This window comes from Pseudomonas fluorescens HK44 (assembly GCF_000217955.3).
Taxonomy (GTDB): domain Bacteria; phylum Pseudomonadota; class Gammaproteobacteria; order Pseudomonadales; family Pseudomonadaceae; genus Aquipseudomonas; species Aquipseudomonas fluorescens_AQ.
Map to the genome: position 1 here is coordinate 106,974 of NZ_AFOY02000008.1, position 26,454 is coordinate 133,427.

Below are 26,454 nucleotides of genomic sequence, written 5' to 3' on the forward strand. Positions count from 1 at the left end.
GCGTGACATTTACAGGTCTTGGTATCGGGGTCTCCTTGACCTTGAAGTTTTAAGTTACGACCAGCGCCGAAAGATCAGCGACGTGTTAACCCCACCAAAGGCAAAGTTGTTGTTCATTACGTACTGGCAGCTCATCTGGCGGAACTCGCCGCGCAGGTAATCCAGTTCGCCGCAGCGTGGGTCGATGTCGTCGAGGTTGAAGGTGTGCGCGTACTCGTCGCTGTTCATCATTTCGATGCTGAACCAGGACTCCAGTGCACCGCAGGCACCCAGAGTGTGACCGAGAAAGCTCTTCTGCGAGCTGATTGGCATGTGGCTGCCGAACAGGCTGTTGGTGGCCAGGGTTTCCGCGATGTCGCCCTGCTCGGTGGCGGTGCCGTGACCGTTCACGTAGCCGATGGCCGAGGGTTCCAGGCCTGCGTCTTCCAGTGCCAGCTCCATGGCTCGACGCATGGTGGTCTGCTCGGGACGGGTGGCGTGCTGGCCGTCGGCGTTGCTGCCAAAACCAACGATTTCGGCGTAAATGTGCGCACCACGGGTCAGTGCGTGTTCGAGTTCTTCGAGCACCAGCATGCCGCCGCCTTCACCGATCACCAGGCCATCGCGCGCACTGTCGTAAGGCCGTGGGCTGGTTTTCGGGGCGTCGTTTTTCAGGCTGGTGGCGTAGAGGGCGTCGAACACCATGGCTTCGGTCGGGCACAGCTCTTCGGCACCGCCGGCGAGCATCAGCGGCAGGCGGCCGAACTTGATCGCCTCGTAGGCATAACCGATGCCCTGGCTACCACTGGTGCAGGCGCTGGAGGTCGGGATCAAGCGCCCGGTGAGGCCAAAGAAAATGCTGATATTGGCCGCCGTGGTGTGCGGCATCATGCGCACGTAGGAGTTGGCGTTCAGGCCTTCAGCCACCGAATTGAGCAGCATCTTGCCGAACGCCTTGATCTCCTCGGTGCTGCCGGTGGATGAGCCGCAGGACACGCCCATGCGGCCGTCCTTGATCGACTCGTCACCGAGCAGGCCAGCATCGGCCAGCGCCTGCTCTGCCGCGCCGACCGCCAGCCGGGAAACCCGGCCCATGCTGCGCAACTGCTTGCGGGTCCAGTGGCTCGGGACGATGAAGTCATCGATGGGACCTGCCAGGCGCGTGTTCAGTTCGATGAAACGATCCCACTCGTCCATGCGGCGGATGCCACTGCGATTGGCCTTGAAGTTAGCGCGGATGGTCTCCCAGTCGCTGCCCAACGAGGTGATGCCGGCCATGCCGGTGACGACGACGCGTTTCATCAGCACAGGCCTCCGTTGACGGCCAGAACCTGCCGGGTGATATAGCCCGCTTCGGCGGACATCAGGAAATTCACCGCACTGGCCACCTCTTCAGGGGTGCCCATGCGTTGTGCAGGGATCATTTTCAGCAGTTCTTCCACGGGGACGTTTTCGTCGAGCATCGCGGTGTCGATCAGACCCGGCGCGACGCAGTTGACGGTGATCTTGCGTTTGCCCAATTCGATGGCCAGGGCCTTGGCGGCACCGATCAATCCGGCCTTGGAGGCGCTGTAGTTGACCTGCCCACGGTTGCCGATCAACCCGGAAACCGAGGTGATGCACACGATCCGCCCGGCGGCGCGACGACGAATCATCGGCATCATCACCGGGTGCAGCACGTTATAAAAACCGTCGAGGTTGGTGCGCATCACCACGTCCCAGTCGTCCTCGCTCAGGGCCGGGAAGGCACCGTCGCGGGTCAGGCCGGCGTTGAGCACCACGCCGTAATAGGCACCGTGGGTTTCCACATCGGTTTCCAGATGTGCCTTGCAGCTGGCGCGATCCGAGACGTCGAATTGCAGGATGCGCGCGCGGCGTCCCAATGCTTCGATTTCGGCCTGAACGGCTTCGGCGTCGCTGCGACCGCTGCGGCAATGCAGTACCAGATCAAAGCCGGCATGGGCCAGGCGTAGTGCGATGGCGCGGCCGATTCCACGGCTGGAACCGGTGACCAGTACGGAATCAGTCAAGGCTGGGCTCCAGTAGTGCTAGAAGAGTGGGGTTCATGTAAATAGTGAGCCGCCTCAGGTGGGCAGAACACATTCAGACGGGCCATGGCATGAATGCCGGGCGCCGTCAGGTGGCATTCGAAAACGCCCATGCCGTTGTCGTCTTCGAGCGAACGCAGGGCGTGGATCGTCAGTTCGCTGCCGACCGGGAAGTATTCCACATTACATTCAAATTTACGCGTGCCGAGCAGGAATCCAAGCCCAACCGGATTGCCTCGCTCACGTGCGCGACAGCCGGCGTACGCTGCCACGCTTTGTGCCATCAGCTCGATGCCGACCCAGGCCGGCAAACTGCCGTCTGGCTGGTTGAACAGGCCGCCGGGCTTGACGGTGAGGCGGGTGTGAATCTGTTCTTCGTCGAACGACAGCACGTGATCGATAAGGATCATGTCACCCGCGTGGGGCAGCAGTTCGGCGAGAGGCCAATCAATCATTGGGCGTCTCCGATAATCAGGCTGACGTTGTTGCCACCAAAGGCAAAGGAGTTACTCATCAGGCAACGTGCAGTGCTTTGTTCCAGGCGATCAGCGGCGGTCACAAAACTCAGCGCTGGCAGCTGCGGGTCGGGCTGGGCGTCCCAGACCTGCGGTGGCAGCGCGTGTCGGGTGTTTTCGCGGCTCAGGCTCAACCAGCAGAACGCCGCTTCCAGCGCCCCGGCCGCGCCGAGGGTGTGGCCCGTCATGGGTTTGGTCGACGAGCAGGGCACGCCTGCCGGGAACAGGCTGTTGACCGCCAGGCTTTCCATGGCGTCGTTGTGTTGGGTGGCGGTGCCGTGCAGGTTCAGGTAGTTGATCCGCTCAGGCGCTAAACCGGCGCTGTGCAGGGCCTTGTTCATCGCTTGCAGGGCACCGCGCCCGCTGGGTTCCGGGGCGGAAATATGGTGCGCGTCGGAGCTGGCACCGCTGCCCAGCAGGGCAATCGGTTGGCTGCCGCCGAGGTGTTTACTCATCAAGAACAGTACCGCCGCTTCACCTATGTTGATGCCGTTGCGATTGACCGAGAACGGATTGCAGCGCTGCTCGGAGACTGCATCCAGCGCCGAAAAACCGTTAAGGGTCAGTTTGCACAGACTGTCGACGCCGCCGCACAGCACGGCATCACACACACCGAGGTCGAGCAAGCGCCGGGCACTCAACAAGGCGCGGGCGCTGGAGGTGCAGGCCGTGGAAATCACGTAGGCCGGACCGCTCAGTTGCAGCCAGTCGGCGAGGAAATTCGCCGGGGCGCCAAGTTCCTGTTGCTGGTAGTCGTAGCCAGGCGGGAACTGACCGTTGCGGATGTACTGGGCAATCCCGCGACTGGCTTCGTCGATGCCCGAGGTGCTGGTGCCCAGGACGATGCCGATGCGTCCACGGCCATAGGTTTGAATGGCCTGTTCGATGTCCTCGCGGATTTGCAGCGCGGCGTCCATCAGCAACTGATTGTTGCGGGTGTTGTGCTGGTTCAATGTAGCCGGGATCGCGGGTAACTCACCGTGTACCGCCGCCACCGGCAGCGAACGCTCAGGTACCCAACCGGCCTGGACGCGCATTCCCGAGCAGTCGCCGGCAAACAGCTTGCGGGCCACTTCGTGTTTGTTGCGGCCCAGGCTGCAGATCAGCCCGAGGGCGTTCAGGTAGGCCGTCATGGTGCGGTCTCGGCGGTCAGCGGGGTAACGTGATAGTTCAGCTGTTCGGGCAGCGTCAGCACAAAGTCCGACGGGGTTCGGTACAGCACCTGCCAATGCGGTGTCAGCGAGCGTAAAGCGGCATGACGCCGGGCAGCAGGATAATTATTGAGCAACTCGGCCTCCGGTGTCAGGGCGAACAACAACGCTGCAAACAACTGGCGCGCTTCCGGGTTGGGCGGCAGCAAGCCGTCGGCCTGCCACTGGTTGTCGACCAGGCGCTGGCGAGCCACAGGAATGCCCAGAGGGTCCATCAACGACCAGCGAATACCCGCACCTTCGCGCTGGATCACCAGCAACCAGTCCTGGCGCTGATCGGCCCGTTGCCGCTCGACATGCAATTGCAGCGGCAAGGCCAGTGTCGGGTTGCGCTCGGGCAGCGGCGGCTGGCTGGCGCAAGCGCTCAGCAGCAAGGCACAGCACACAAGCAGGAGGCGAATCATTAGCGCTTACCTTCGAGCGGTTTACGGGCAACCACGTTGACCAGGGTTTCTTCCCGTTGGCCAAACGGTTTTGGGCGGCGCAGTCCAAAGCGTTCGAGCAGACCGAAATCCTTCGCGCGACTCCACCACAGATAAGGGTAGGACACGTTTTGCGGGCCGAATTCAAAACCCTGCTGGCGAATCATCTGCAAATAACCGTCGGCGCTCTTTTGCACGTGCATCGGGTGGCGGAACAACCAGCGAATTACCCAGGTGTCGATGTAGGCTTCGGTGGACTCGGCAAACATCAAATAGCCGCCCGGCTTGAGCACCCGATAGAACTCGGCGAGGGCTCGTTCCTGCTCCACCAGGTGGTGGAAGGTCTGGTGGCAGAACAGCAAATCGACGCTGGCGTCCGGCACGGTGAGGGCCGCGCAATCGCTGCCGATCAGTTCGACGTCGATGTTCTGGCGCTGCGCCTCTTCGCCGCTGAGCATCAGGCTGTGCGGGTCGGCGTCGAGGCCAATCAGCCGTTGCGGGGCAAACACCTGATGCAGGTACTGGAACGACTTGCCCTGACCGCAACCGGCATCCAGCAGCACCGGATCGCTGGGCAGTGCTTCGCTGAACAAGCTGCGCAGGTCTTTGATTGCTACTCGCAGCACGTGGTGCTGCCAGGTGAAGCTGCGCAGAAACCAGAGCCCAAAGCGGGTTTCTTCGACATAACTGTCGCTGAGGTACTGTTGTTCGGTGTCACTCACGATGCATCACCCGCACAAATCTCCGAGAGCATGCGCAGCCGACGCTTGGGCTCGCTGACGAACGGGTTGCGTTCGTCCCAGGCGTAGCCGGCGAGGATTGCGCTGATCATGCGACGGATCTCCGGAGCGCTGCCAGGGTGGTAGATCACATCCTGGAAGGTCCCGGCGTACCAGCCTTCGACGTAGCAGCGGAAGGTGTCGACACCGCGCTTCAGTGGCACGGCAAACTCGCGTTGCCAGTCCACGGTTTCGCCTTGCAGTTGGCGATGCAGAACGCCGGCGGCCATGCTCGCCGAACGCATGGCGATGGTCACACCGGAGGAAAATACCGGATCGAGGAATTCTGCGGCGTTGCCGAGCAAGGCGAAGCCTGGGCCGTGCAAGGTTTTGACGTTGGCCGAGTAGCCGCCGATGGTCCGCGCGGGCGTGTCCCAATGGGCGCTTTTCAGCACCTTGGCCAAGCTCGGGGTTTCGGCGATGAAGCCGCGCAGGCAGGCGTCAAGATCGTCGCCGCGACCTTCGAAGTGCTCGGCTGCGGCAACCACGCCCACCGAGCAGCGACCCAGGCTGAACGGGATGGTCCAGAACCAGATGTCGCGCTGGGTCGGGTGGGTGGTGATGAGGATCTTTTCACGGTCGAAGTGCGGGCCGTCGATGTGGTCTTCGACGTGGGTGAACACCGCTTGGCGCAGCGGGAAGTTCGACGGTGCTTCAAGGTCGAGCAGGCGCGGCAAAACGCGGCCGTAGCCGCTGGCATCGAGCACGAAGTCGGCTTCCAGACGGTATTCGCTGCCGTCTTCACGGCGAGCGCTGAGCTGGGGTTTCGCCCGCTCGAAGTCGGCACTGATGATCGTCTCGCCGTAACGGATTTCCACCCCTTGCAGCGCTGCCTGATCGGCCAGCAGTTTGTCGAAGTCAGCGCGCTGGACCTGGAAGGTGGTCGGCTTGCCGTTGCTGAAGGTGTCGCCGAAATCGAAGGTGCTATAGCGCTCGCCCCAGGCGAATGCCGCGCCGTTTTTCAGCTGAAAACCGGCCGCTTGTACCGCTTCAAGCATGCCGGCTTCTTCGACGAAATCCAGGCAGTGCGAGAGCAGGCTTTCGCCGATGGAAAACCGCGGAAAGTGCTGACGTTCAATGATCAGCACGTCATGGCCGTTACGCTTGAGCAGCGCGGCGGCGATGGCGCCCGATGGGCCGGCACCGATAACGATGACCTGGCGACGTTCCGTATCAACTGTTGGCACTGGAGCTCCTTGCCGGGGCGGCGACCTGTAAGGGGAGGCGGTGCACACCGGCGAGTGCCGGCAGCAGTGTTGCGATCAAACCCATCAGCATCAGTGCGAAGTACAGCGCGGAGCTGATCAGCTGTTGTTGCAGCAGCAGGTTGAGAAAGACGATCTCGCTCAAGCCGCGAATGTTCAACAGCAGACTTTCGCGCCAGCGGCTGGCGCCGACAAACGATGCGCCGGCCCAACCGAGGCCGAGCCAGTTACCCAGCAGTTTGCTGGCGATGGGAAACACCAGCAGCGCGCCGAGCTGCGCCCAGCTTAGGCTGCCCATGGCGCTGTGCACATTGATCTGCACGATGCCGAAGGTCAGGATCAGCGGGATTGCGATGCCGTTCTGCAAGCGACTCATCCAGGCCGCCGGTAACGGTAGCACCAGCGGTAGTTTGAGGGCAGCCATGCACAACAGATAACCGATGCCGAAAATCAGCGCATTGAGTTTGAAGTGTTCCGCCACCACCAGCAGCGCGAAGAAGCCCAGGCTGTGCAGCAGCGGCTGACGCAACCCGAGCACACGCAGCAGCAACGGCAGGCAGGCACCGGCCAGCGGCAGCAACAGGCTGCTCAGGTGCAGGCTGCCTTGGGCGAAAGCGAACAGGCTCCAGCAGGTCAGGTCGATGAGGATTGCGGTTTGCACCAGTCGGCGGGTCGCGGTGGGTGGGTAGTTGATGTGCCGCAGGTACAGATACAGCACCGGGATCGCCGTGATCGCGAACAACAGGCCGACTGCCAGCGAGCTCAACCACGGTTGATCCGGCAGCAACCAAATGGCCGTCGTCAGTCCACAGGCGAATGGAATGCCGAAACTCGGCAAGGCGATTTTCAGGCTCTGGCGATCCAGCTTCAGGTCGATCACGTCGCTGAGGATATGCCCCAGCAACAGCGCGAAACTCAGGCTGTAGAGGTTTTTCAGCCAGCCTGGCGAGACCAGTTCGGCACCGCTCAATTGCCAGTACGGTTCAACCCAGAAATACATCAACAGCGGCAGGCCGAAGGTCGCCAGCAGCAACTGGCTGACAATCGGGATCAAGCCAAAATGACGCCCGACACGCGTCGCCACGGCGAACAGCGCCAAGGCCAGCAGCCAGAACAGCCCGGTCATCATGCTGCCGGCTCCGCAACGGGCGCGGTATGCGCCGAAGGTCTGGCCCACGGCGCGAGGATGAAACTGAAGGCCAGCCCGAGGCTCACCGAAAGGCCGAAGTTGCTCACCGCCGGGGTGCTGGAAATCGCCAGCAGACCAAACGACAGCCATGTGGTCGCCGCCGCCAGCAGCGTTCCCAACAGGCTCACGGCGGCACCACCGATCTGCTCGCGCATGAGGATCGCGTAATCGACACTGATGGCTGTCACCAGCAGCAGCCCGAACACGCTGAACAGCGTCAGCGGCTGCCCCAGCCAGCCGAGGCTGGCCAGGCTGCACAAGGCCGCCAATAACGGCAGCGCGACGAGCCGCAGGGCGCCGCCAAAACCGAAGGGCAGAATCAGCAGCAACACAATCAATGCGCAGGACATCAGTTTCAGTTCAGCCGCGCTGATCTGGGTGGCGGCGAAGACCTTGTTCAGGTCGTCCAGACGATCCACCAGCTGCACACCCGGCAAGTCCAGCGCTTGCACCCGCAGCAGCGCGGTATCGTTCAAGCCTTGCAGGCTGACCATCGCCGCCACGCCGTCATCCGAGGCGCCCAGCCATAGCGGGCGCCATGGCTCGGCCAAGGGCCCGACCAGCGCCGCGTCGATGTCTTCGACCGGCAAGGCCTGCAACTGCGTCAGTTCGGCTTGCAGTGCGGTGGCCGGGATACCGAGGTCGAGCAACGGTTGCCAGAATGCCGGGAGTTTATTCAGCGCTTCGCGAGCCTGTTGCTGTTCGGAAGGCAGGCTGACCAGCTGACTCAGTGCCAGGTAGCCTTTGAGCTTGTCCAGATTGACCAACTGATCCAGTCGGTCGCTGAGGGCTTTCTGGCGCTCGAGCAGTTGCTGCTGGTTGGCCGCGCGCACCAGGAAGAACTGGCTGGTGGGTTGATAGCCGGTGATCCGCGCAATGGTCTGCGCTTCGTTCATCAATTGCGGCGGCGCACTGACCCACTGACGGATGTCGTTTTTCGTGGTCAGGTGCCACAGGCCACCGGCACAAAAGGCCAGGACCAACACCAGCAGGACCGAACTGCGGACCCGTTTGAGCAGCGCTGCACGCACGTTCACCAAAAACTCGGCAACTCGCAGTGGCCACCGTGCGGGCCGCAGGTCCGTACCCTTGAGCAGAGCGGGCAGCAGGCACACCGCTGACAGGTAGGCGCCGAGCAGACCGGCGGCAGAGAACACGGCAATCTGGGTCAGCGCCGGGAACGGTGTCCAGGCCAGTGCCAGATAACCGATGCAACTGGTGGCCAGGCTCAGGGTCAGCCCCGGCAAGGTCACGCGCAGTGCAGGCCAGCTGTGCCAGGGCTTCAGGCTCCAGCTTTTGGACAGGTAATGCAACGGATAGTCGACCGCAACGCCGATCAGGCTCGACCCCAGCACCAGGGTTATCACGTGCATATGACCAAACAGTGCGACGCAGGCCACCGCACCAAACAGCATGCCGACCAACACGGGGATGAAGGCCAGCAACACGCGGAATCTGCGGAACGCCAGCAACAGCAGCAACAGGATGCCGACGGTTGCACCACCGCCGACCCAGGTAATTTCGCGGGTCGCTTGCTGTTGACCGTTGGCGGCGTACAGCAGGCCACTGGCAGCGAGTAGTTGCACGTCAGCCTGCGCGGCTTCTTCGCGGCTGTGCTTGAGCAGCTCGGCGACTTTCAGCGGCAGCTGCATGTCGAACGCGTTACCGCTGGTGCGGGCTCGCAGCATGACCCAGCTTTTGCCGTCGGCGTCGGCGACCAATGTGCCACTGCCAATGTCCAGTTGCACTGAACCGTGCTGCGGCTGGCTGTTTTGAATGCGCCCGGTCAGGCCCAGCCAGTCATCCTGGCTCGGCACCAGGCTGAAACCGGTAAAGGGGTCGAACAGCGCTTGCACGCGCTGCTGGATGAAGGCTTGCGGTTGTTCGATCAGTTGTTGCCGATCGGCGGCCGAGAGCATTGCCAACCGACCTTGCAACAGTTGCGTGCGCAGCGCCGGCAAGTCGGCTTGCAGGTTCCATTGGACCTTTTCGAACACGCCGCTGGCCAGCCATTGCTCGCCGAGTTTTTGCGTCATGGCGATGGCTTGCTGGCGATCGGCGTGGCCGACCAGCACCAGCATTTCGCGGTTCAGCGGTTCTTGCATGCGCTGCTCGGCCTTGAGCTCCAGCGCATCCGGCGCGGTACCCGGTACCAGATCCATCAGGTTGGCCGACAGCGGTGCGCCGTCGTGCCATTGCCAGCCGGCGAGTGCGAGCACCGCCAGCAGCAGGGTCAAGAATAGCCGTGGGAGCATCCGTTCACTCGGCAAAGTCATGTTGCTCCGCATCGCTCAGTGGGTTGGCGCTGGTGGTGTCCTGCATGCGCAAAACGGTGCTGTCGCCCTGGGTTTCCAGCAACTCGATGCGCTGCACCAGTTCGCCGCCATCGATGTTGATCTGATTGAACACCTGCTTGAGCAGCATCGAGCGCGGGGTCAGCGTGAGTTTCCAGTGCTGCGCTTCGCCGCTCAGCGACAATTCGAAATCCCGTTGCAGGCCGCTGCTGTCACCTTGCAGCACCGCGAGGAAGATGCGGTTCTGCTCGGCCCCGGCACTTTTGCCCGGGAGCATTTGCCAGCCGCTGCTGTCACGCCGTGCGATGCCCTTGGTGCTGATCCGGTAATCCTGTTGCAGTGGAGTCTTGAGCAACCACAGCAAACCGTGATCCTTGGCCAGTACGAACGAGCCCTTGCTGGTCAGCGGTTGCGGCAGGGCACGCAGGTGTTTTTCCTGAATGAAACTGCCGTGGATCACGCTGGGTTTGGCCAGTTGATCGCTCAGCTGTTGCAGGTCGAACGCGTTAGCCAGCGATGAAAAACCCAGCAGCGCTATCAGTATCACCACAACCTTGTAGCCGCTACGTGTGGCGAGGGAGCTTGCTCCCGCTGGAGTGCGTAGCGCTCCCCAACCCAGACGACGGCATTCCGTCGGGGGGATCGAGTCGTCAGATTTACGGGTGCTGCGCGCCCGAGCGGGAGCAAGCTCCCTCGCCACAGGGCAGTCATCAAGTCGATTGGTGCTAAAGGTCATGGCAACATCCTCTCGACCGCATCGGTAAACACCTTCGGCGACGCCAGTTGCATCTCGCGGCTGGCGACGTGCACGGCGACCTGCACCGAGCTGGCGCGGGTCAGGCGTTCACCGGTGGCGAGGTCGCTGATCAGGTAGCTGATCTTCAGGCGGTTTTCCCATTCCACCAGGCTGGCGCGTACGTTAAGCGTCTGGCCGAACACCGCGCCGCGCACGTAACGCAGTTGCAGGTCGATCACCGGCCACGCGTAGCCGGATTCCTGCATGGCGGTGTAGTTGTGGCCGAGCTGGTCGAGCAGGGCGCAGCGGGCGACTTCCAGGTACTTCACGTAATGGCCGTGCCAGACCACGTTCATCGAATCGACGTCGAAGAACGGCACGAGGATTTGCGTATCGGCGTGAAGCACTCCCTTGCTACGCATGCAGCCTCCAGTGTTGTTCGGCGATGCGTTGCAGACACAGACGCAATTCACCTTCCAGGGCGCGGTCTTCAATGACCGGCGCGAAGTCCTTGGCGAGCTCTGCGTGCATCGCCGCCAGCGCCGGCGGCAATGGCCGGGCGTCTTCTGCCTGGCTACGCAACCAGACCCCTTGATTGGCCGCCAGCAGGGTCGCGGCGGCAACCTGTTCGGTCAGCTCCAGCACGCGGATCGCATCGCGGGCAGCGATGGTGCCCATGCTGACTTTGTCCTGGTTGTGGCATTCGGTGGAACGCGAGAACACGCTGGCCGGCATGGTGTTTTTCAACGCTTCGGCGGTCCAGGCGCTGGTGCCGATCTGCACCGCTTTAAAGCCGTGGTTGAGCATCGCGCGCTCGGCGCTGGCACCCGACAGGTTGCTCGGCAAGCCGTGGTTGTAGCGTTCGTCCACCAGCAGCGCGAGCTGACGGTCGAGCAGGTCGGCAACGTTGGCCACGAGGTTTTTCAGGCTGTCCATGGCGAAGGCGATATGCCCGCCATAGAAGTGCCCGCCGTGCAGCACGCGTTCGGCTTCGGCGTCGATGATCGGGTTGTCGTTGGCGCTATTGAGTTCGATCTCGATGAACGAACGCAGCCAGTTCAGGCTGTCGGCCAACACGCCGAGCACATGCGGTGCGCAGCGCAGCGAATAGCGGTCTTGCAGACGATGCAGCGGTGCGGTCGGTGCGTCGATTGCCAGATCCTTGCGCATCCACGCGGCTACTTGCATCTGGCCCGGGTGCGGCTTGGTGGCGAACAGGCGTTCGTCGAAGTGCTCCGGGTTACCTTGCAGGGCGACCACGTTCAGCGCGGTGATGCGCGTGGCCAGTTGCAGCAGGTAGTCGGCACGGGCGAAGGCCAGGCAGGCGAGGCCGGTCATTACCGCCGTGCCGTTCATCAGCGCCAGGGCTTCCTTGGGCCGCAGCACCAGCGGCTCCCAACCGAGTTCGCGGTGGACGTCGGCAGCCTGCCGGCGCTCGCCCTTGAACAGCACTTCGCGCTCGCCGGACAAGGTGGCGGCGACGTATGACAGCGGTGTCAGATCACCGCTGGCGCCCACCGAACCCTCTTCCGGGATCAGCGGCAGAATGTCGTGTTCGAGGAAGGCGTGCAGGCGCTCCAGCAGCTCGATACGAACCCCGGACACGCCGTGGCACAGCGACTGCAAACGCGCCGCGAGCACCGCACGGGTAGCCTGGGCGTCGAGCAGTTTGCCCAGTCCGCAACCGTGAAAGGTGTACAGATGACGCGGCAGCGCTTCGACATGATGCAGCGGCACCGCGACCACGCAGGAGTCGCCGTAACCGGTGGTCACGCCGTAGATCACGCCTTCCTTGTCCAGCAACGAATCGAGAAACCGTGCGCCCTTGGCGATGCGCTCACGGTATTCGCTGTCGTTTTGCAGTTGCACGGGCGCCTGACGGTTGGCCAGGGCCAGCACGTCTTCGATGCGCAAAGGGAGTTCGCCGAAGGTTACCGGCTCAAGCAGATGCGTCGTCATCGGTCTTCCAGAATGGGTAAAAGTTGAACCATTGTTGGGGCGCCTCAAGGCAGCACTGGCCAAGGCGTTCGGCGTAGCGCGTGGCCCAGTGGTGAATCACTTGCTCGCGGTCGCTGCGCTTCCACACTACCGCGTCGGTAAAGGGCTCAATGATCAGCCGATAGTCGCCCGTTGGTTTCTTCAGGCACAGCAGAAAATTGACCGGGCAGTTCAACAGACCGGCCAGCAGCCACGGACCTTGGGGAAACGCGGCCGGATGACCAAGGAAGTCCACCGTCACGCTGCGCCCGCGGTGCAGCGGCACGCGGTCGCCGGCAATCGCCAGCCACTCGCCGCGCTCCAGGCGCTGGCTCAGTTGCAGCATGATCACCGGGTCCAGTTCGCTGACCTGGATCAGCCGCAGATTGGTCGCGCCCGCTTCGCCCAGCAGGCGATTGAAACGCTCGGCGTGCTTGGTGTGCACCAGCACGTTCATGGTGACCCGTTCACCGAGTTCGGCGAGGGCTCGACAGACTTCGAGGTTGCCCAGGTGAGCGCCCACCAGCATCTGCCCGCGTGTGCCGCGCAATTGATTGCGCAACAGTGCCGGGTCGATGATTTCGATTTGTTCGATGCTCAGCTTGCCATTCCACACATCGAGCTTGTCGAGCATGGAGTCGGCGAAGGCCATGAACTGGCCAAACACCCGCCAATGAGACGGGCGCAATTCGGTGCGGCCGCTCCAGTCGGCGAGGCGCTGCTGGTATTGCCAGGCGCTGTGGCGAGCGCTGCGACCGAACAGGAAAAAGTACAAGACGATGCCGTACAGCAGCGGGCTCAATAGCCGACGCCCGAGCACTTTTGCGCAGAGTGCGGTGAATTTCATCAGCCAGAAACTGCCGCGTTCCTTGTGATCGGCCCAGTGCTCGTTGTCTGCATTGATGCTCATGTTCGCCACCGTCGCGAAAGAATGATTGGCGCCCGTAGCAGCATGCCGAAGAACAGGCGGGTATGCATGCCCGTAATCAGCACATTGTCGCGAAACAGCCGAAAATGCGAGACGCCATCCTGGGGGTAGTGAACCTTGGTGTGCAGCCAGCGCATCGGCAGATTGCGCCAGGCCAGGCGCACGATGATGTCGGTGTCGAAGTCCATGCGATTGCCGATCTTCACCGAGTTGATCAGCGCCAGTGTCGGCGGCAACGGGTAGAGGCGAAAACCGCACATGGAGTCGCGAATCTGCAAGGAAAGGGTGTTGATCCAGACCATGACGTGCGTCAGGTAGCGGGCGTACAAACGGCCCTTCGGCACGCTGGCGTCGTACAGCGGGTAGCCGCAGATCAGCGCGTCGGGATGGACGCGTGACTGCTCGATGAAGGTCTGGACATCACTGAGGTCGTGCTGGCCATCGGCGTCCACCTGCAAGGCGTGGCTGAAGCCCAGGCGTGAGGCTTCGCGAAACCCGGTTATGACGGCGCCACCCTTGCCCTGATTGACAGCGAGTTTGATCAGGAAAACCTGGTCGCGCCGGGCCAGTTGCTCAAGCACCGCCGCACAGGCCGGACTACTGGCGTCATCCACCAGAATGCACGGCAAGTGGTTGGCGAGCAGCGCATCGACCACGCTGGTGACGGCGGTTTCATGGTTGTAGACCGGGATCACGGCGCAGGGGTTATGCATGTGTTGTCCCTCGCCACAGATGCACAGCTTTAAACATGCGCGGCCTCCAGCAAAATTCGTCCACTGGAGCAGGTAGCCGTCTCATTGCGATAGGTGAAATACAATTTGCTGCGCAGTGGGTCGAAGCGCAGGTGCAGCTGGATTTCGTCGCCGGGGCGCACCAGTTGCTGGAATTTCAGCACTTCCATGCCGGCAAACTTTACCGGCAGCTCCATCAATTGTTGGCCCAGGTTCAGCGCCCACTCGACTTGCACCACGCCCGGCAATACCGGGGTTTGCGGGAAGTGGCCGCTGAAGTAGGCGAGGTCCGGCGGCACCGCCAGTTGCAGGCTCCACTCACCGTCGGCTTCGACCTGTTCCAATACGTGCGGCGCCTTTGGACGGGGCGCCAGCAGCAGGGCTTCAACATCGGCTTGCGGCAGTTTGCCCTGGGCGTTCAGCGGCAGTTGACGCAGCAACCGCCAGCGGCGCGGCAGGGCCAGGGTTTCGCAATGTTGGCTCAAGTGCTGACGCAGTTCCTGAGTCAGCATACGCCGCCCCTGATTGCGCAGCGCATGCAGGCCTTGTTCACTCAGCACCAGCAAGGCACCCAGCGAGGCCCGGTTTTCCTGAACCACGCCGAGGCGCGCTTCGGCGACCCAGTCGTGAGCCATCAGCGCCTGTTCGAGCATGGGCAACGAGATACGTTTTTCTTCCAGTTTGACGATCCGGTCCAGCCGCCCCAGCAGCTCGAAACGACCGTTGGCGGCGATGCGTACGGCGTCGGCGGTGTGTTCAATGTGGTCGACCGGCAAGTACGGCGAGGCGATGAGCAGGGCCCCGTCACTGTCCTGGCTCAGCACCACATCGGCAAAGGGCTGCCAGAGATTGTCGCCCTGACGCCAGGCAATACCACCGGTTTCCGAGCTGCCGAGAATCTCCGTCGGCCATTGTTGCAGGCGTTCGTACAAGCGTTGCGCAGCCTCGGCCGGTAACGCGCCGCCCGAGGAAAACACTCGGCGGACTGCGCTCAAGGCCGGCCAGTCGAGGTTGTCACCCATACGCTTGAGCAGCGCCGGGCTGGCAACCCAGGCGAAGGCCGGGTGTTCGCGGCTGGTGCGCTGCAGGTCTTCCGGGAACGCCAGTTGCCGGCGTACGAACGGACGCCCGGCGCACAGCGGCCACAGCACCCGAAACAGCAATCCATAGATGTGCTGGGTGCCGACGCTGCCGATGATGCAGGCGTTGCCCAGGTCCGCGCCCCACAAGTGCTCCAGCGCCTGTACTTCATTGGCCAGTTGCCGCAGGGTTTTCTCGATGCGCTTGGGTTCGCCGCTGGAGCCGGACGTGCACAGGCTCAGGTGACAGCGATCAAGATCCAGTTCGGCGGCAGCCAGTGGCGCCTGCTGGAAGTCAGTCAGCTGCGCGTCGTCTGCCAAATCGGTCAGCCACAGATCGACCGCCGTCGACCAGCGCAGACGGGTTTGGGGTTGCAGATCGGCGGGCAGCAGCACGCTGACCCCGGCACGCCAGGCGCCGAGCAGGGCGATGGCCAGTTGAGCGGCGTCTTCCAGGTGCACGGCGATGCGCGTTACACCTTGCGCTTGCAGGCCTGCGGCGAGGCGCAGGGCCTGCTCGCACAGGTCGGCGTGATTGAGCACCGGATCCGCCGTGACGGCGCGCGCCGGTAGTGCCTTGAGCAACAGGTGCTCAAGTTTTATCCAATTCATGGGTGGCCTCGTACCCGTTGTCGTATGAGCCATTCAATGGCAAACAGCAAACCCATTAACCCGTAGGAGATCAGGCCGGTGTACAACATCCACCAACTCAGCGGCGCCCAAAGGGTCAGGGCGGCGGCGAGCAAACCGTTACAGAGGAAAAACACACACCAGGCGATCGTCACCTGGCGGGTGTAAACAATGGCCTTGTCCGGCAGATGCGGTTCGCGCAAACGCGCCAGCCGCTCGATCATCGGTTGCCCGAATTTCAGGCTCAGGCCAAACAGCGCCAGCATGAAACCGCTCATCAGCACCGGGTACCAGCGCAGCAATACAGGGCTGTCGAACAGCGCCAGCAGCAGGCAAAACGCAATGGCGACCACCGCCATCCAGAGGCTGCCAGGACGCCGCTCGCCCAGCAGCGCACGGGCCAGCCACAATCCGCCCAGCAACAGACCGAACTGCCACGGGGCGAAATGTTCCATGCCGAAATACACCGCAAAAGGGTACAGCAGGCCCGCCAGCAGCAGGCCGAGGCCGATCAGTCGGCTCATGCGGTCGGTTTAACCAGACGGTAGACCGCCTCGACTACGTCGCTGACGGTACGCACCGACTTGAACTCTTCGGCGGCGATTTTCTTGCCGGTCTGGCGTTTGATGTGATCGATCAGGTCGACGGCATCAATGCTGTCGATTTCCAGATCCTGATACAGGTTGGCGTCCAGGGTTACGCGTTCGGGTTCCAGCTCAAAGAGTTCGACCAGGGCATCACGCAGTGTGTTGAAGATGTCGTCACGAGTTTGCATGGTCCGGTCTCAAGCTGCCTGTTTTGCAGTGACGAACGCCGCAAGGCTCGCCACGTTGCTGAAGTGACCACGAGTGTCATTGGCATCGGCGTCGATTTTGATGCCGTATTTTTTCTGGATCGCCAAGCCGAGCTCCAGCGCGTCGACCGAGTCCAGGCCCAGGCCTTCGCCGAACAGGATCTGCTCGTCACCGATATCGTCCACGCTGATGTCTTCGAGGCCCAGGGCGTCGATGATCAGCAGTTTTATGTCCTGCACCAGGCTATTAGTGTTCTGATCGCTCATCTTCGGCGAGCTCCTTAATAAAGTAAGAGTGAAAATAATCGTTGAGCTTGCGTGAAGCCTGAGGTGGAGGGCCCAGCGCTGCAAAGGTTTGTGGGTCTATATCGGCCCCGACACGAAAACTGAAGTGCACGCGGCGTTTGGGGATCCGATACCAAGGCTCGGCCTTGGTCAGGGTCGTCGGGCTGACCTTGATGATCACCGGGGTGACAATTCTCGCACCGCGCAGCGCGATTGCCGCGGCGCCCCGATGAAAGGCCGGCGGTTGGCCGGGTTGGGTGCGGGTGCCTTCGGGAAAGATGATCAGGGTCTGGTCGCTTTTCAGCGCGTCGGCCGCGGCGTCGAGCATCTCCATGCTGCCGTCGTTGCTGATGTATTTTGTGCGGCGTAGCGGACCGCGAGTGAAGGGGTTTTCCCAAAGGGTTTTCTTGACCACGCAGTTGGCGTGGGGCACCAGACCGATCAGGAACACGACATCGATCAACGAGGGATGATTGGCGATGATCATTTGCCCCGGGCGCCCGAGTTTTTCTGCACCCTGGATGTCGTAGGTCAGCACGCCCGAGCGGGCCATGAATCGGACAAAAAACCAGAATATCCGGCTGACGGTATAGCGTGCCCGTTGCCGATGGGTCTGGACATCGCCTGGCAGACAGCTCAACAGCGGCAAAACCATCAATCGCAGGCACAGCGCGCCCAACCCGAAGAGGGCGAAGCTTGCGGCAGTGGCCAGCAGGCGCCAGTAATAGGCGTCGCGGTTTTTATCGGTTACTGGTTGCGTTGCCAGGTCCATACACGATTTTTCCAGGCATGTTGGCAGGTGGTCTGCTGGCCGAGCAGCGTACTCAACAGATTCAGCGCATGGGGCCAATGCGGGTTGGACAACGTATCCGTGGTGCTGTTCAGAGACAGCTGCCATTGATTTCCGGGCGTGATCAGCAGGCCGACCGCATACGGGAACGGCACATCGTCGATCCAGGTCGAGTAGGCTTGCGGCGGTTGTTCTTCGGTGATCACCAGCAGTACCGCCGACGCGCCTTCTTCAAGCAACGCCGCAGCCTCTAGCATGCCGTGTTCAAGCCCATCGCCGGCTGCGGCGAGGGCGGTCATTTCGCTGGTTTCGCCACGCATGATCGACCACAGGCCGATGACGGCGTTGTGCACCGACAGACTGAACTGAGTCGGCGACAGCGGCTGATCGGCGGCCAGATCGTTGAGAATTTCGAAGGTGCGCGGGGTTTCGCCGTGACGAGAAATGAAGACCAACGGTAGCTGTTCGTGACCCTCGGCCAATGGCCAGCCGACACTAAAGGCCATCCGCGCCAGACGGCTGAGTCGCCGACGCTGCATGGCCGGCAAAAACGATACGTCGGGGGCGGCATCGCTGTTCTCGAGCACGACCGGTTGTCGGCTCCAGGCTTGCCAATCGTCCACGCTTTCGAGCCCAGGAGCCCAGGCGCGCCATTGGGCGATATTGAATTTGATCACTGAAATTCATCCCGCCCCTGCGGGCTTCCTTGACGCGGTGAGTCGATTGACCGACGACAGACCCAACATGGCGCTACGGCCGAGTGGCGCGCATTATCCCGGTGCGGCGGACTTGTAGCAAATACTGGCCCCATTTTGTTCGGCGTGCCATGCCATTTATCCGTGAAAAGATGTCGCTTGGCCATTACTCGGTTTTTACAGACATGTCTGTCAGTTGATTCATCGATCAAAGAGCGAAGCCGGTCGGTTTTTTGCAGCGATTGCAGCTGACTGCGTAGTCCGATTACCAATGAGGTAGCGAAGCAGCGGTGTCGGCTACTACACTCGGTCATTCTTTGGTACACGGAGGTTTTGACATGCGGCGCGTGGTGTTCAATCAGAAAGGCGGTGTGGGCAAATCCAGTATTGCCTGCAATCTGGCGGCGGTCAGCGCCAGCGAGGGCTATCGCACACTGCTGGTGGATCTTGATGCCCAGGCCAACTCCACTCAGTACCTGACGGGTTTGACCGGCAACGACATCCCGATGGGCATCGCCGACTTCTTCAAGCAAACCCTGTCGTCGGGGCCGTTCTCAAAGAAAAACCAGGTCGATATCTACGAAACCCCGTTCGACAACCTGCACGTGGTCACCGCCACGGCCGAGCTGGCCGACCTGCAGCCCAAGCTTGAGGCCAAACACAAGATCAACAAACTGCGCAAACTGCTCGACGAACTGGCCGAAGACTACGACCGGATCTACCTCGACACCCCGCCAGCGTTGAACTTCTATGCGGTTTCAGCGTTGATTGCCGCCGATCGCGTGCTGATTCCCTTCGACTGCGACAGCTTCTCACGTCAGGCGCTATACGGCCTGCTGGCGGAAATCGAAGAACTGAAGGAAGACCACAACGAAGAGCTGCAAGTCGAAGGCATCGTGGTCAACCAGTTCCAGGCCCGCGCGAGCCTGCCACAGCAGATGCTCGACGAACTGATCGCCGAAGGCCTGCCGGTGCTACCGGTGTACCTGGCCAGCTCGGTGCGCATGCGCGAATCCCACCAGGCCAACATGCCGCTGATCCACCTCGATCCCCGGCACAAACTGACCCAACAGTTCGTCGAACTGCACAACCTGCTGGAAAACACCTGATTCCTACAGGCAACACAAAACCCATGTGGGAGCGAGCCTGCTCGCGATAGCGGCCTGACAGCCAACATTTACATTCAATGTCACACTGTCATCGCGAGCAGGCGAACGTCGCCCGGCTCTTCCCGCATTTAGTTCAGGGTGACTTTGAGGTCGTCGTCAGATCCCCTGACTACGCAACCAGCTCATCAACTGCGGCAACGGAAACGCCCCGCTTTGACGCGCCACTTCCCGGCCGTTCTTGAACAGAATCAAACTCGGAATCGAACGAATCCCCAGCTGCGCCGACAACTGCTGATTCGCCTCACTGTCCAGCTTGGCCAACCGACACTTGCCCGCTAACTGCCCTGCCGCCTGCTCAAACACCGGCGCAAACGACTTGCACGGCCCACACCAATCCGCCCACACATCCACCAGCAACGGCAGATCACCCTTGATCTGGCTGGCGTAATCGCCTTGTGTCAGCTCGAAGGGTTTGTTCAGCAGGACGTCGGATTTGCAGCGCCCGCACTTGGGATGATCGCCCAAGCGCTCAGCGGGGATGCGGTTGAGGCCGTTGCAGTGGGGGCAGGGGATCAACAGGGGTTCAGACATGAAGGGGCTCCGCAAAGTGGGCAATGCAACCAATCTGGAGCCGAGGCCATGGATTATCAAGGCGGGCAGACGTAAGCGAAAATATGGGCGACCCCAAGGTCGCCCATATTCATTACGCCGAAACCTGCGCCCGCAAGCGTCGCCCTGGATGTCGTCGCGCAGGGCGAAGGTTTCCAGCAGTTGGGTGGCGCTGCGGATGCGCAAGGCGGCTGTTTCGTGCAGCACGTCGAGCGGGGTTACGGTGTCGATCAGCAGGGAAGGGACGTTGCAGTCCAGGCCGGCGCGAACACCCGTTGTTCCTCGTGCAGTGCTGCGGCATCCATCGATACCCGTTTGGGCGATCAACGAGCGCAAGAATTCTTGGGTGACGCAAACAACATCGACCAGCAGAGCTGGCCGATGTTTTGTAGCGGTCGGCCAGACTTAGCCTGTGACCGGGGAACGCCAGTCATCGGAACCCGAAGTACCGGATACTTCGTGGGTCCAGGTGATTTTGCGGTAGGTGAACTCTACGTCTTCCAGGTGAGTGAAGTGCGAGTTCGACGGGTCTTGGCAGTTGTGCATGTAGTCTTTGATGTCGACGATGATCGCGTCTTCAAGCTTGGTGGTGAAGTAGTGTTCCTGAGTGCCGGCAGCCGAAGTGCGGTACCACTGGATGGTGATTTCGGTCAGGCGCTCGCCGGAAGTCAGAGCCGCCAGCAGCAGTGGCGAGGACTTGTCGAACACTTTGGTGATTTTCACTGGCTTGTGAACGCGCTGGCTGGTTGGCTGGCCAGACTGCGGGTCACGCGGGATGATCACTTCGTGGCTGAAACCCTGAACCATGACCTGGTCTTCGTGACCTTCCTGATAGGTGTTGCCAACCGAATCAGCGGTGAATGCACCGGCGGTGATCAGACCTTGTTTGGTGCCAGTGATGGACATATACGCTGGTATAGCCATGGATGCTTTCCTTGCTAAATAAATGAGGGGGCCCGGGAGGCGAGATCGCCCGGTGGGTGCCTGACTGTCATCAAGGTGCGTGCCAGGTTGTGTCTGGCCCTTTAAAAACAGTGGGTTAGATATTTTTCGAGGCGAGGCAAGGGGGTATTCAAGGGCCGGGTGCGCAAGAAGTTGCACAGTGCTGCGCAACTTCTTGCGCACTTGACTACAGGCCTTGTGTGACATGGCCTAGAGCAGGACAGGGTGGTGTTTTTAGGTCGGTGAGTGCGCAACTTCTTGCGCATCATGGCTATGTGTGACTGCTTGTCGCGCATGGCTTTAGAACCGTCGTAGGCGACATGCTGGAAAAAATGCTCACATTTTCGCCAATGCCAAAGGGGATCGCGTATCCAGGCCGATAGAGCGCATCGAACGCTGCACCGCTGGTCCGCCAGCACGTATAGCAAGTTGCGATATACATGATGCGCTGCGCTACATGATGCGCGAAACCGGCTTGAGTCAGAGCGACCTGCCGGGTGTGGGCGCGCAATCGGTGGTATCGGAAATCCTGAGCGGCAAGCGCCAGCTCAACCTGCGGCAGATCCGCTGGTTGGCCGAGCGCTTCGGTGTGTCGGTGGAAACCTTCATCTGACCGCCCTCAAGACGAACAGCTGATCTCCAAATGCTTGCCCCACTCAGGCGGGCGCTCGGCGTAGCTGTCCATGCCAGGCTGTTCTTCGAACGGTTTGCTCAGGACCGCGTGCAGGCGGCGAACCTCCGCGTAGTCACCACTTTCTGCCGCGTCGATGGCTTTCTGCGCCAGGTAGTTGCGCAGGATGTAGAGCGGATTGACCGCGTGCATGCGGGCGCGACGCTCTCCTTGATCGCTGTTGCCGTCGCGGGCGACACGTGCGCAGTAGCGCTCGGCCCAGGCATCGAAGCCCTTGATGTCGACGAAGTCGTCGCGCAAGCGGGCGACGGCAAGCTCGGCGGCTTGATCACCCAAGCGGCGGAAAAACAGGCTGTAGTCGACGCTGCTGTTTTGCATCAGTTGCAGCAGATTTTCGACCAGTTGCTGGTCGTCTTCTTCGCCAGTGGTCAAGCCGAGGCGACGGCGCATCAGGTCCAGGTAATGAGCCTGATACAACGGGAAGTACAGGCCGAGGGTTTCGCGCAGGGCTTCGACGCTGATGAACGGTGTCAGGGCCTGGGCCAGTGCGCTGAGGTTCCATTGGCCGATCGGCACTTGATTGCTGAACGAGTAGCGACCCTGATCATCGGAATGGTTGCAGATGAAGTTGGCGTCAAAGTCGTCAAGGAAGGCAAACGGACCAAAGTCGAACGTGACGCCGAGGATCGACATATTGTCGGTGTTCATCACGCCGTGGCAGAAGCCATAGGCCTGCCATTTGGCGATCAGCTCGGCGTTGCGCTCGACGACTTCGCGGAACATCGCCAGGTACGGTGCAGGTGCTTCCAGGCACTCGGGGAAATGCATCGCCAATACGTGCTCGCCGAGGGCTTTCTGTTGTTCGGGCCGTTTGGTGTAGTAGAAATATTCGAAATGCCCGAAGCGCACATGGCTTGCCGCCAGGCGCAGGACCATCGCCGCGCGTTCCTGTTTCTCGCGCCAGACCGGGGTGTTCGAACCGATAACGCACAGTGCGCGGGTGGTCGGGATGCCCAGGGCGTGCAACGCTTCAGACGCCAGAAACTCACGAATCGACGAACGCAGCACTGCCCGGCCATCGCCCATGCGCGAGTACGGCGTTTGTCCGGCGCCCTTGAGGTGCAAGTCCCAGTGTTCGCCGGCGTCGTTGTAGACCTCGCCCAGCAGCAGCCCGCGACCATCGCCCAATTGCGGGTTGTAGGAACCGAACTGGTGCCCGGAATAGACCATCGCCCGTGGCTCGGCTTCTGCCCACAGCTTGTGACCGCCGAACAGTTCGGCGAACACTGGCGTTTCGGCAACGCTCGGGTCGAGGTCAAGCAGGGCCATGGCCGCAGGGCTGACAACCACCAGTCGCGGTTCGCCGATGGGCTCAGGCAGTACATGAGTTGAGAGCGCGTCGCCCAGCCGGGCGAAGCGGTTGTCGAAGGTCAGTTCGTCGAGGGCTTTCAACGGCCATCTCCAGCAGAATGTCCGAGCATTCTGCTAGGGAATGGCGCGTGGCGTCCAGTCAGTCGAGATGCACCGACGGTGGCTCGGGTGGGGTCTTGCCTTTATCGGGAGACATGGAGGGTTTGACCGCATCGCTGGTCAGCAACAGCTGTTCCTGGCCTGTCAGGTTTTTCAGGTGGATATCTACCTGACGGAAAGCGATGTTGATGTTGTGCTTTTTGAACTCGCTGTTGATAAACCGGTTGATTTCATCGAGTGCCGGGTTACGGTCGCCGAGGTCACGGACATGAATACGCAGCTCGTGGTCCAGGGTGCTTTCACCAAAGTTCAGGAAGTACACCGAGGGTGAAGGGTCCTTCAGCACACGCGGGTTTTCCATGGCCGCTCTGAGCAGCAGGGTGCGTACCAGCTCCAGATCCGAATCGTAGCCGACGCCCAGCTTGAGGGTTACCCGGGTTACGGTGTCGGTCAGCGACCAGTTGATCAGTTGCCCGGTGATGAACGTCTTGTTCGGGACAATGATGTCCTTGCGGTCGAAGTCGGTGATGGTGGTGGCACGGATGCGGATTTTGCTCACCGTGCCCGACAGGTTGCCGATGGTGATCGTGTCGCCGATCCGGACCGGGCGCTCGAACAGGATCATGATCCCGGAGATGAAGTTGGCGAAGATCTCCTGCATACCGAAACCCAGACCGACCGAGAGCGCGGCCACCAGCCATTGCAGTTTGTCCCAGCTCACACCGAGGGTCGACAGGGTGGAAACAAAACCTACACCGGCAATCACATAGGTCAGCAGGGTGGTCGTGGCGTAGGCACTGCCCTGAGCCAGGTCGAGCTTGGACAGCACCAGCACCTCGAGCAACCCCGGCAGGTTTCGCGCCAGGGCCACGGTAATACCGATGATGATCAACGCACCGAGCATGTCGCCGATGCTGATCGGCACCATGCTCATGTTGGCACCGACGCCGCTGGTGTATTCGTACAACGTGATGTTGTCGAGGTACGAGAACACCGAGATCAGGTCTTTCCAGACCCAATACAACGCCGCGATGAAGCCGCCGAGCAAGGCCAGACGGATCAGGCGCAGGGACTGTTCGTTGACTTTCTCGATGTCCAGTGTCGGCTCTTCGACGACCGCTTCACCGTCGCCGGCTTCTTTGGCGGCCTGGCGTTTGGTCAGGGCGCGCTGGTAGGCCAGGCGCCGCGCCGCGACGGCCAGACCGCGCACAAAAGTGGCTTCAATGATCAGCCAGAACATCAGCAGGTACAGGGTGTTGATCAACCGGTCGCTGAGTTTCAGTGCGGTGTAGAAGTAGCCAAAGCACACGGCGATAAACAAGGCGATCGGCAGCACAGTGAATAGAACGCCGACCGCTTTGCGAAACAGGGAGGCGCTGTTATGGGTCGGACTGTTGATCAGCAGGCGGCTGAGCAACCAGGCCATCAAGGCGTAGCAGGTCAGCACCACGGCGATGCCGATTACGTCGTCCGTCAGGGCCGCCGGTTGCAATTCGGCAACCGCCACCACGGCGACCAGCGCCAGCACGACCAGACCCAGGCGACGGATCCAGCCGCGGAGGAATTCCACCTGCGGTCTTTCCCAGCGAAAGTGCAGTTGCGCCACGCCACCCGGTGCCAGGATCCGGTACGCGGTGTAGAACACCAGCCACGCCTGGGCAATTTGCAACAGGGCGGCGCCCAGGTTGGCGTTTTGCCCGCGGGCGTCGATCTGCAAGGCGAAACCGCACAGGGCCAGCGCCAGTGACACCGGCATCGCCAGCAGCACGTTGATCAGGATCGCCTGCGGTGTGTGCCATTGACTGTCGCGTTTGAAGTGACCGATGTCCTGATGCACCTTGTTCAGTCGTGCATAGAGGTATTTGCGCCGCCAGACCAGGAAGCCGATCAGCAGCACCAGCGGCAGAAACAGCAGTGGCCGCTGGGTTAGCCCGTCGGCCAGCTCGCTCAGGCTCGAAGCCCACGGCAGAGTGACGACCTGTTTCTCCAGTCGGTCCGGCACGCCGCGCATCCATTCGAAGTCCAGCGGCTTGTTGCTGGGAATCCAGAACATCTGTTCGTCGAGGGTCGCGCGCAGGTTCTGAGCGGTAGTGAGCAGTTGTTTCTGGTTCAGTTGCAGGGTGATGGATTCGTTGAGCAGCGCACTCAGTTCGCGGCTCAGGCGCTCCAGCAGGTCGGCGCGGGTGACAGCCAGGTCCAACAGGTTCTTGCGCAGTTGCGGGGTGACCTGATCGGGTGGCTGGCTCGCCAGCAAGTTATCCACATAGGCGCCGGGTGTGCTGATCAGTTCGCGTTGTTGATTGACCTCGAACTGGTACAGGCGAATGTCGGCGATGTCGTTGGCCAGGTTCCGATCAAGCGTGAGCCGTGGCAAGGCCTGTTTTTGTTTGTAGAGGATCTTGGACAGCAACAGACTGCCCTTGAGCACGCTGATCTGCTCGTCCAGCGCAGCGTCGCTTTGGGTCACGCTGTCGAGTTGCTGCTTGGTCTGCAGATTCTGCTGGGTCAGCTCGTTGAGACGGTCGGTGCTTTTGAGCAGGTAGTCGGAGAGCTTCAGGTTGGCGGCGCTTTCGGTGGCCAGCAGATTGCTGCCGCCAGCCTTTTGCGCTTCGATCGATTGCTGGGTCACCGTCTGTTGAGACTGGGCCAGGCGCTTTTGGTTGATCAGGGTTTGCAGGTCCTGGATCTCCCGCTCCATGCGTGCGGTTTTTTCCAGCAGCAAGTCGTGTTGGCTGTTGCCCAGGTCCTGCAGTTGACTGTTGCCAGCCAGTTCCTGACGACGCAGCGGGATCAACGCATTCAACGCGGCCAGCTCGGCGTTGAGTGTGTCGCGTTGTTCATTCGTCAGGGCTTTGCCGTTGTCTCTGCCCAGCTTGAGGATGCCGTTGATTTGCAGGATGCGTGTCTGGCTGGTGCTGATCTCGGCCTGGGCGCGCTCGGGGCGGGTCTGGGCGGTGATGATCAGGCTGTTGGCGTCGGCCAGGGCTTTTTGCAGATCGCTTTGCTGGGTGCTGCGTTCAGTGAGCATCTGCTCGAGTTGTGGCACCGACAGGTTGGCGTAACGTTGCTCGACCGGTACGGCTTTGCTGGCCTTGAGGCGCTCCAGCTCGCGCTGGTTTTCGATGTTTTGCTTGGGCGCAGTGCTCAATTGCTGCTTGAGGTCGTTCAGGCGCTTTTCGTAATCGTCCCTGTTGGACAATTGAGTCAGCGTCTGTTGCAGCACCAGTTGCAGGGCCTTTTGATCGGCCTCGGGCAGTTTACGCTCGGCAATCTTGTCCAGACTCTTTTGCACGGTCTCGGCGGACGGTGGTTCGGCCGCTTGCAGGGAGCCGACGGAGAGACTGAGCCCGAGCAGGGCAATAGCAAAAAATGAGCGCAGAGTTGGCATAGAGACCGATCGAAAACGT

Annotated in this window: 25 protein-coding genes and 1 pseudogene; 2 read left to right on the forward strand and 24 right to left on the reverse strand. The window is 61.4% G+C overall.

Going from position 1 to position 26,454, the window contains the following annotated elements; all coding sequences use genetic code 11:
• Positions 1-54: 54 nt before the first annotated feature.
• From HK44_RS07085 to HK44_RS07180, 20 genes are all read right to left on the reverse strand, one after another.
• Positions 55-1,281, reverse strand: a complete 1,227-nt coding sequence (locus HK44_RS07085; RefSeq protein WP_019691406.1) for a beta-ketoacyl-ACP synthase — start codon at positions 1,279-1,281, stop codon at positions 55-57.
• The gene (gene fabG / locus HK44_RS07090; RefSeq protein ID WP_019691407.1) at positions 1,281-2,009 is read right to left on the reverse strand and encodes a 3-oxoacyl-ACP reductase FabG; all 729 of its coding nucleotides are present in this window, start codon (positions 2,007-2,009) and stop codon (positions 1,281-1,283) included. The genes HK44_RS07085 and fabG overlap by 1 nt, the downstream gene beginning before the upstream one ends.
• Positions 2,006-2,482, reverse strand: coding sequence for a hotdog family protein (locus tag HK44_RS07095; RefSeq protein WP_019691408.1), 477 nt, complete (start codon positions 2,480-2,482; stop codon positions 2,006-2,008). The genes fabG and HK44_RS07095 overlap by 4 nt, the downstream gene beginning before the upstream one ends.
• Positions 2,479-3,675 (reverse strand): beta-ketoacyl-[acyl-carrier-protein] synthase family protein, encoded by a 1,197-nt coding sequence (locus tag HK44_RS07100; protein WP_019691409.1) that lies wholly within the window; start codon positions 3,673-3,675, stop codon positions 2,479-2,481. The genes HK44_RS07095 and HK44_RS07100 overlap by 4 nt, the downstream gene beginning before the upstream one ends.
• Positions 3,672-4,157, reverse strand: coding sequence for a DUF3261 domain-containing protein (locus HK44_RS07105; protein WP_019691410.1), 486 nt, complete (start codon positions 4,155-4,157; stop codon positions 3,672-3,674). Before HK44_RS07105 ends, HK44_RS07100 begins: the two co-directional genes overlap by 4 nt.
• A complete protein-coding gene (locus HK44_RS07110; protein ID WP_019691411.1) occupies positions 4,157-4,897 on the reverse strand; it encodes a class I SAM-dependent methyltransferase in 741 nt (246 codons plus the stop codon). The genes HK44_RS07105 and HK44_RS07110 overlap by 1 nt, the downstream gene beginning before the upstream one ends.
• A complete protein-coding gene (locus HK44_RS07115; protein ID WP_019691412.1) occupies positions 4,894-6,141 on the reverse strand; it encodes an NAD(P)/FAD-dependent oxidoreductase in 1,248 nt (415 codons plus the stop codon). Before HK44_RS07115 ends, HK44_RS07110 begins: the two co-directional genes overlap by 4 nt.
• Positions 6,128-7,288, reverse strand: coding sequence for a hypothetical protein (locus tag HK44_RS07120; RefSeq protein WP_019691413.1), 1,161 nt, complete (start codon positions 7,286-7,288; stop codon positions 6,128-6,130). The genes HK44_RS07115 and HK44_RS07120 overlap by 14 nt, the downstream gene beginning before the upstream one ends.
• Positions 7,285-9,624: an MMPL family transporter gene (locus HK44_RS07125; protein ID WP_019691414.1), complete on the reverse strand. Its 2,340-nt coding sequence runs from the start codon at positions 9,622-9,624 to the stop codon at positions 7,285-7,287. The genes HK44_RS07120 and HK44_RS07125 overlap by 4 nt, the downstream gene beginning before the upstream one ends.
• Positions 9,608-10,192: an outer membrane lipoprotein carrier protein LolA gene (locus HK44_RS07130; protein ID WP_019691415.1), complete on the reverse strand. Its 585-nt coding sequence runs from the start codon at positions 10,190-10,192 to the stop codon at positions 9,608-9,610. The genes HK44_RS07125 and HK44_RS07130 overlap by 17 nt, the downstream gene beginning before the upstream one ends.
• Positions 10,193-10,374: 182 nt before the next feature.
• A complete protein-coding gene (locus HK44_RS07135) occupies positions 10,375-10,800 on the reverse strand; it encodes an acyl-CoA thioesterase (protein WP_019691416.1) in 426 nt (141 codons plus the stop codon).
• Positions 10,793-12,337 (reverse strand): HAL/PAL/TAL family ammonia-lyase, encoded by a 1,545-nt coding sequence (locus HK44_RS07140; RefSeq protein ID WP_019691417.1) that lies wholly within the window; start codon positions 12,335-12,337, stop codon positions 10,793-10,795. Before HK44_RS07140 ends, HK44_RS07135 begins: the two co-directional genes overlap by 8 nt.
• A complete protein-coding gene (locus HK44_RS07145; RefSeq protein WP_019691418.1) occupies positions 12,318-13,265 on the reverse strand; it encodes a glycosyl transferase in 948 nt (315 codons plus the stop codon). The genes HK44_RS07140 and HK44_RS07145 overlap by 20 nt, the downstream gene beginning before the upstream one ends.
• Positions 13,262-13,996: a glycosyltransferase family 2 protein gene (locus tag HK44_RS07150; RefSeq protein ID WP_019691419.1), complete on the reverse strand. Its 735-nt coding sequence runs from the start codon at positions 13,994-13,996 to the stop codon at positions 13,262-13,264. Before HK44_RS07150 ends, HK44_RS07145 begins: the two co-directional genes overlap by 4 nt.
• Positions 13,997-14,025: 29 nt before the next feature.
• Positions 14,026-15,705 carry an acyl-CoA synthetase family protein gene (locus HK44_RS07155; protein WP_019691420.1) on the reverse strand — a complete coding sequence of 560 codons (1,680 nt, stop codon included), beginning with the start codon at positions 15,703-15,705 and terminating at the stop codon, positions 14,026-14,028.
• Positions 15,702-16,247, reverse strand: a complete 546-nt coding sequence (locus HK44_RS07160) for a membrane protein (protein WP_019691421.1) — start codon at positions 16,245-16,247, stop codon at positions 15,702-15,704. Before HK44_RS07160 ends, HK44_RS07155 begins: the two co-directional genes overlap by 4 nt.
• Entirely contained in the window at positions 16,244-16,498 is a 255-nt protein-coding gene (locus tag HK44_RS07165; RefSeq protein WP_019691422.1) for an acyl carrier protein, read from the reverse strand. Before HK44_RS07165 ends, HK44_RS07160 begins: the two co-directional genes overlap by 4 nt.
• Positions 16,499-16,507: 9 nt before the next feature.
• Positions 16,508-16,783, reverse strand: a complete 276-nt coding sequence (locus tag HK44_RS07170; RefSeq protein WP_019691423.1) for a phosphopantetheine-binding protein — start codon at positions 16,781-16,783, stop codon at positions 16,508-16,510.
• A complete protein-coding gene (locus HK44_RS07175; protein ID WP_019691424.1) occupies positions 16,764-17,573 on the reverse strand; it encodes a lysophospholipid acyltransferase family protein in 810 nt (269 codons plus the stop codon). The genes HK44_RS07170 and HK44_RS07175 overlap by 20 nt, the downstream gene beginning before the upstream one ends.
• Entirely contained in the window at positions 17,549-18,274 is a 726-nt protein-coding gene (locus HK44_RS07180; RefSeq protein ID WP_024264793.1) for a beta-ketoacyl synthase chain length factor, read from the reverse strand. Before HK44_RS07180 ends, HK44_RS07175 begins: the two co-directional genes overlap by 25 nt.
• 350 nt (positions 18,275-18,624) lie before the next feature.
• On the opposite strand from HK44_RS07180, the gene HK44_RS07185 reads away from it, so the two are divergent.
• The gene (locus HK44_RS07185) at positions 18,625-19,395 is read left to right on the forward strand and encodes a ParA family protein (protein WP_019691426.1); all 771 of its coding nucleotides are present in this window, start codon (positions 18,625-18,627) and stop codon (positions 19,393-19,395) included.
• A 156-nt stretch (positions 19,396-19,551) separates the two neighbouring features.
• Here the strand turns inward: HK44_RS07185 and trxC are convergent, their stop codons facing one another.
• A complete protein-coding gene (gene trxC / locus HK44_RS07190) occupies positions 19,552-19,986 on the reverse strand; it encodes a thioredoxin TrxC (protein ID WP_024264811.1) in 435 nt (144 codons plus the stop codon).
• Positions 19,987-20,409: 423 nt separating this feature from the next.
• On the reverse strand, positions 20,410-20,928 hold the full coding sequence (locus HK44_RS07195; RefSeq protein ID WP_019691428.1) for an Hcp family type VI secretion system effector: 519 nt from the start codon (positions 20,926-20,928) through the stop codon (positions 20,410-20,412).
• A 460-nt stretch (positions 20,929-21,388) separates the two neighbouring features.
• Here HK44_RS07195 and HK44_RS07200 point away from each other — a divergent pair.
• Positions 21,389-21,559 (forward strand): annotated as a pseudogene (locus tag HK44_RS07200) (helix-turn-helix domain-containing protein); the annotation flags it as partial.
• 6 nt (positions 21,560-21,565) lie between these two features.
• Here the strand turns inward: HK44_RS07200 and selO are convergent.
• Both selO and mscK read right to left on the reverse strand, forming a co-directional pair.
• Positions 21,566-23,029, reverse strand: coding sequence for a protein adenylyltransferase SelO (gene selO / locus HK44_RS07205; RefSeq protein ID WP_019691430.1), 1,464 nt, complete (start codon positions 23,027-23,029; stop codon positions 21,566-21,568).
• A gap of 58 nt (positions 23,030-23,087) precedes the next feature.
• A complete protein-coding gene (gene mscK / locus HK44_RS07210) occupies positions 23,088-26,435 on the reverse strand; it encodes a mechanosensitive channel MscK (RefSeq protein ID WP_019691431.1) in 3,348 nt (1,115 codons plus the stop codon).
• Between the last annotated feature and the right edge of the window lie 19 nt (positions 26,436-26,454).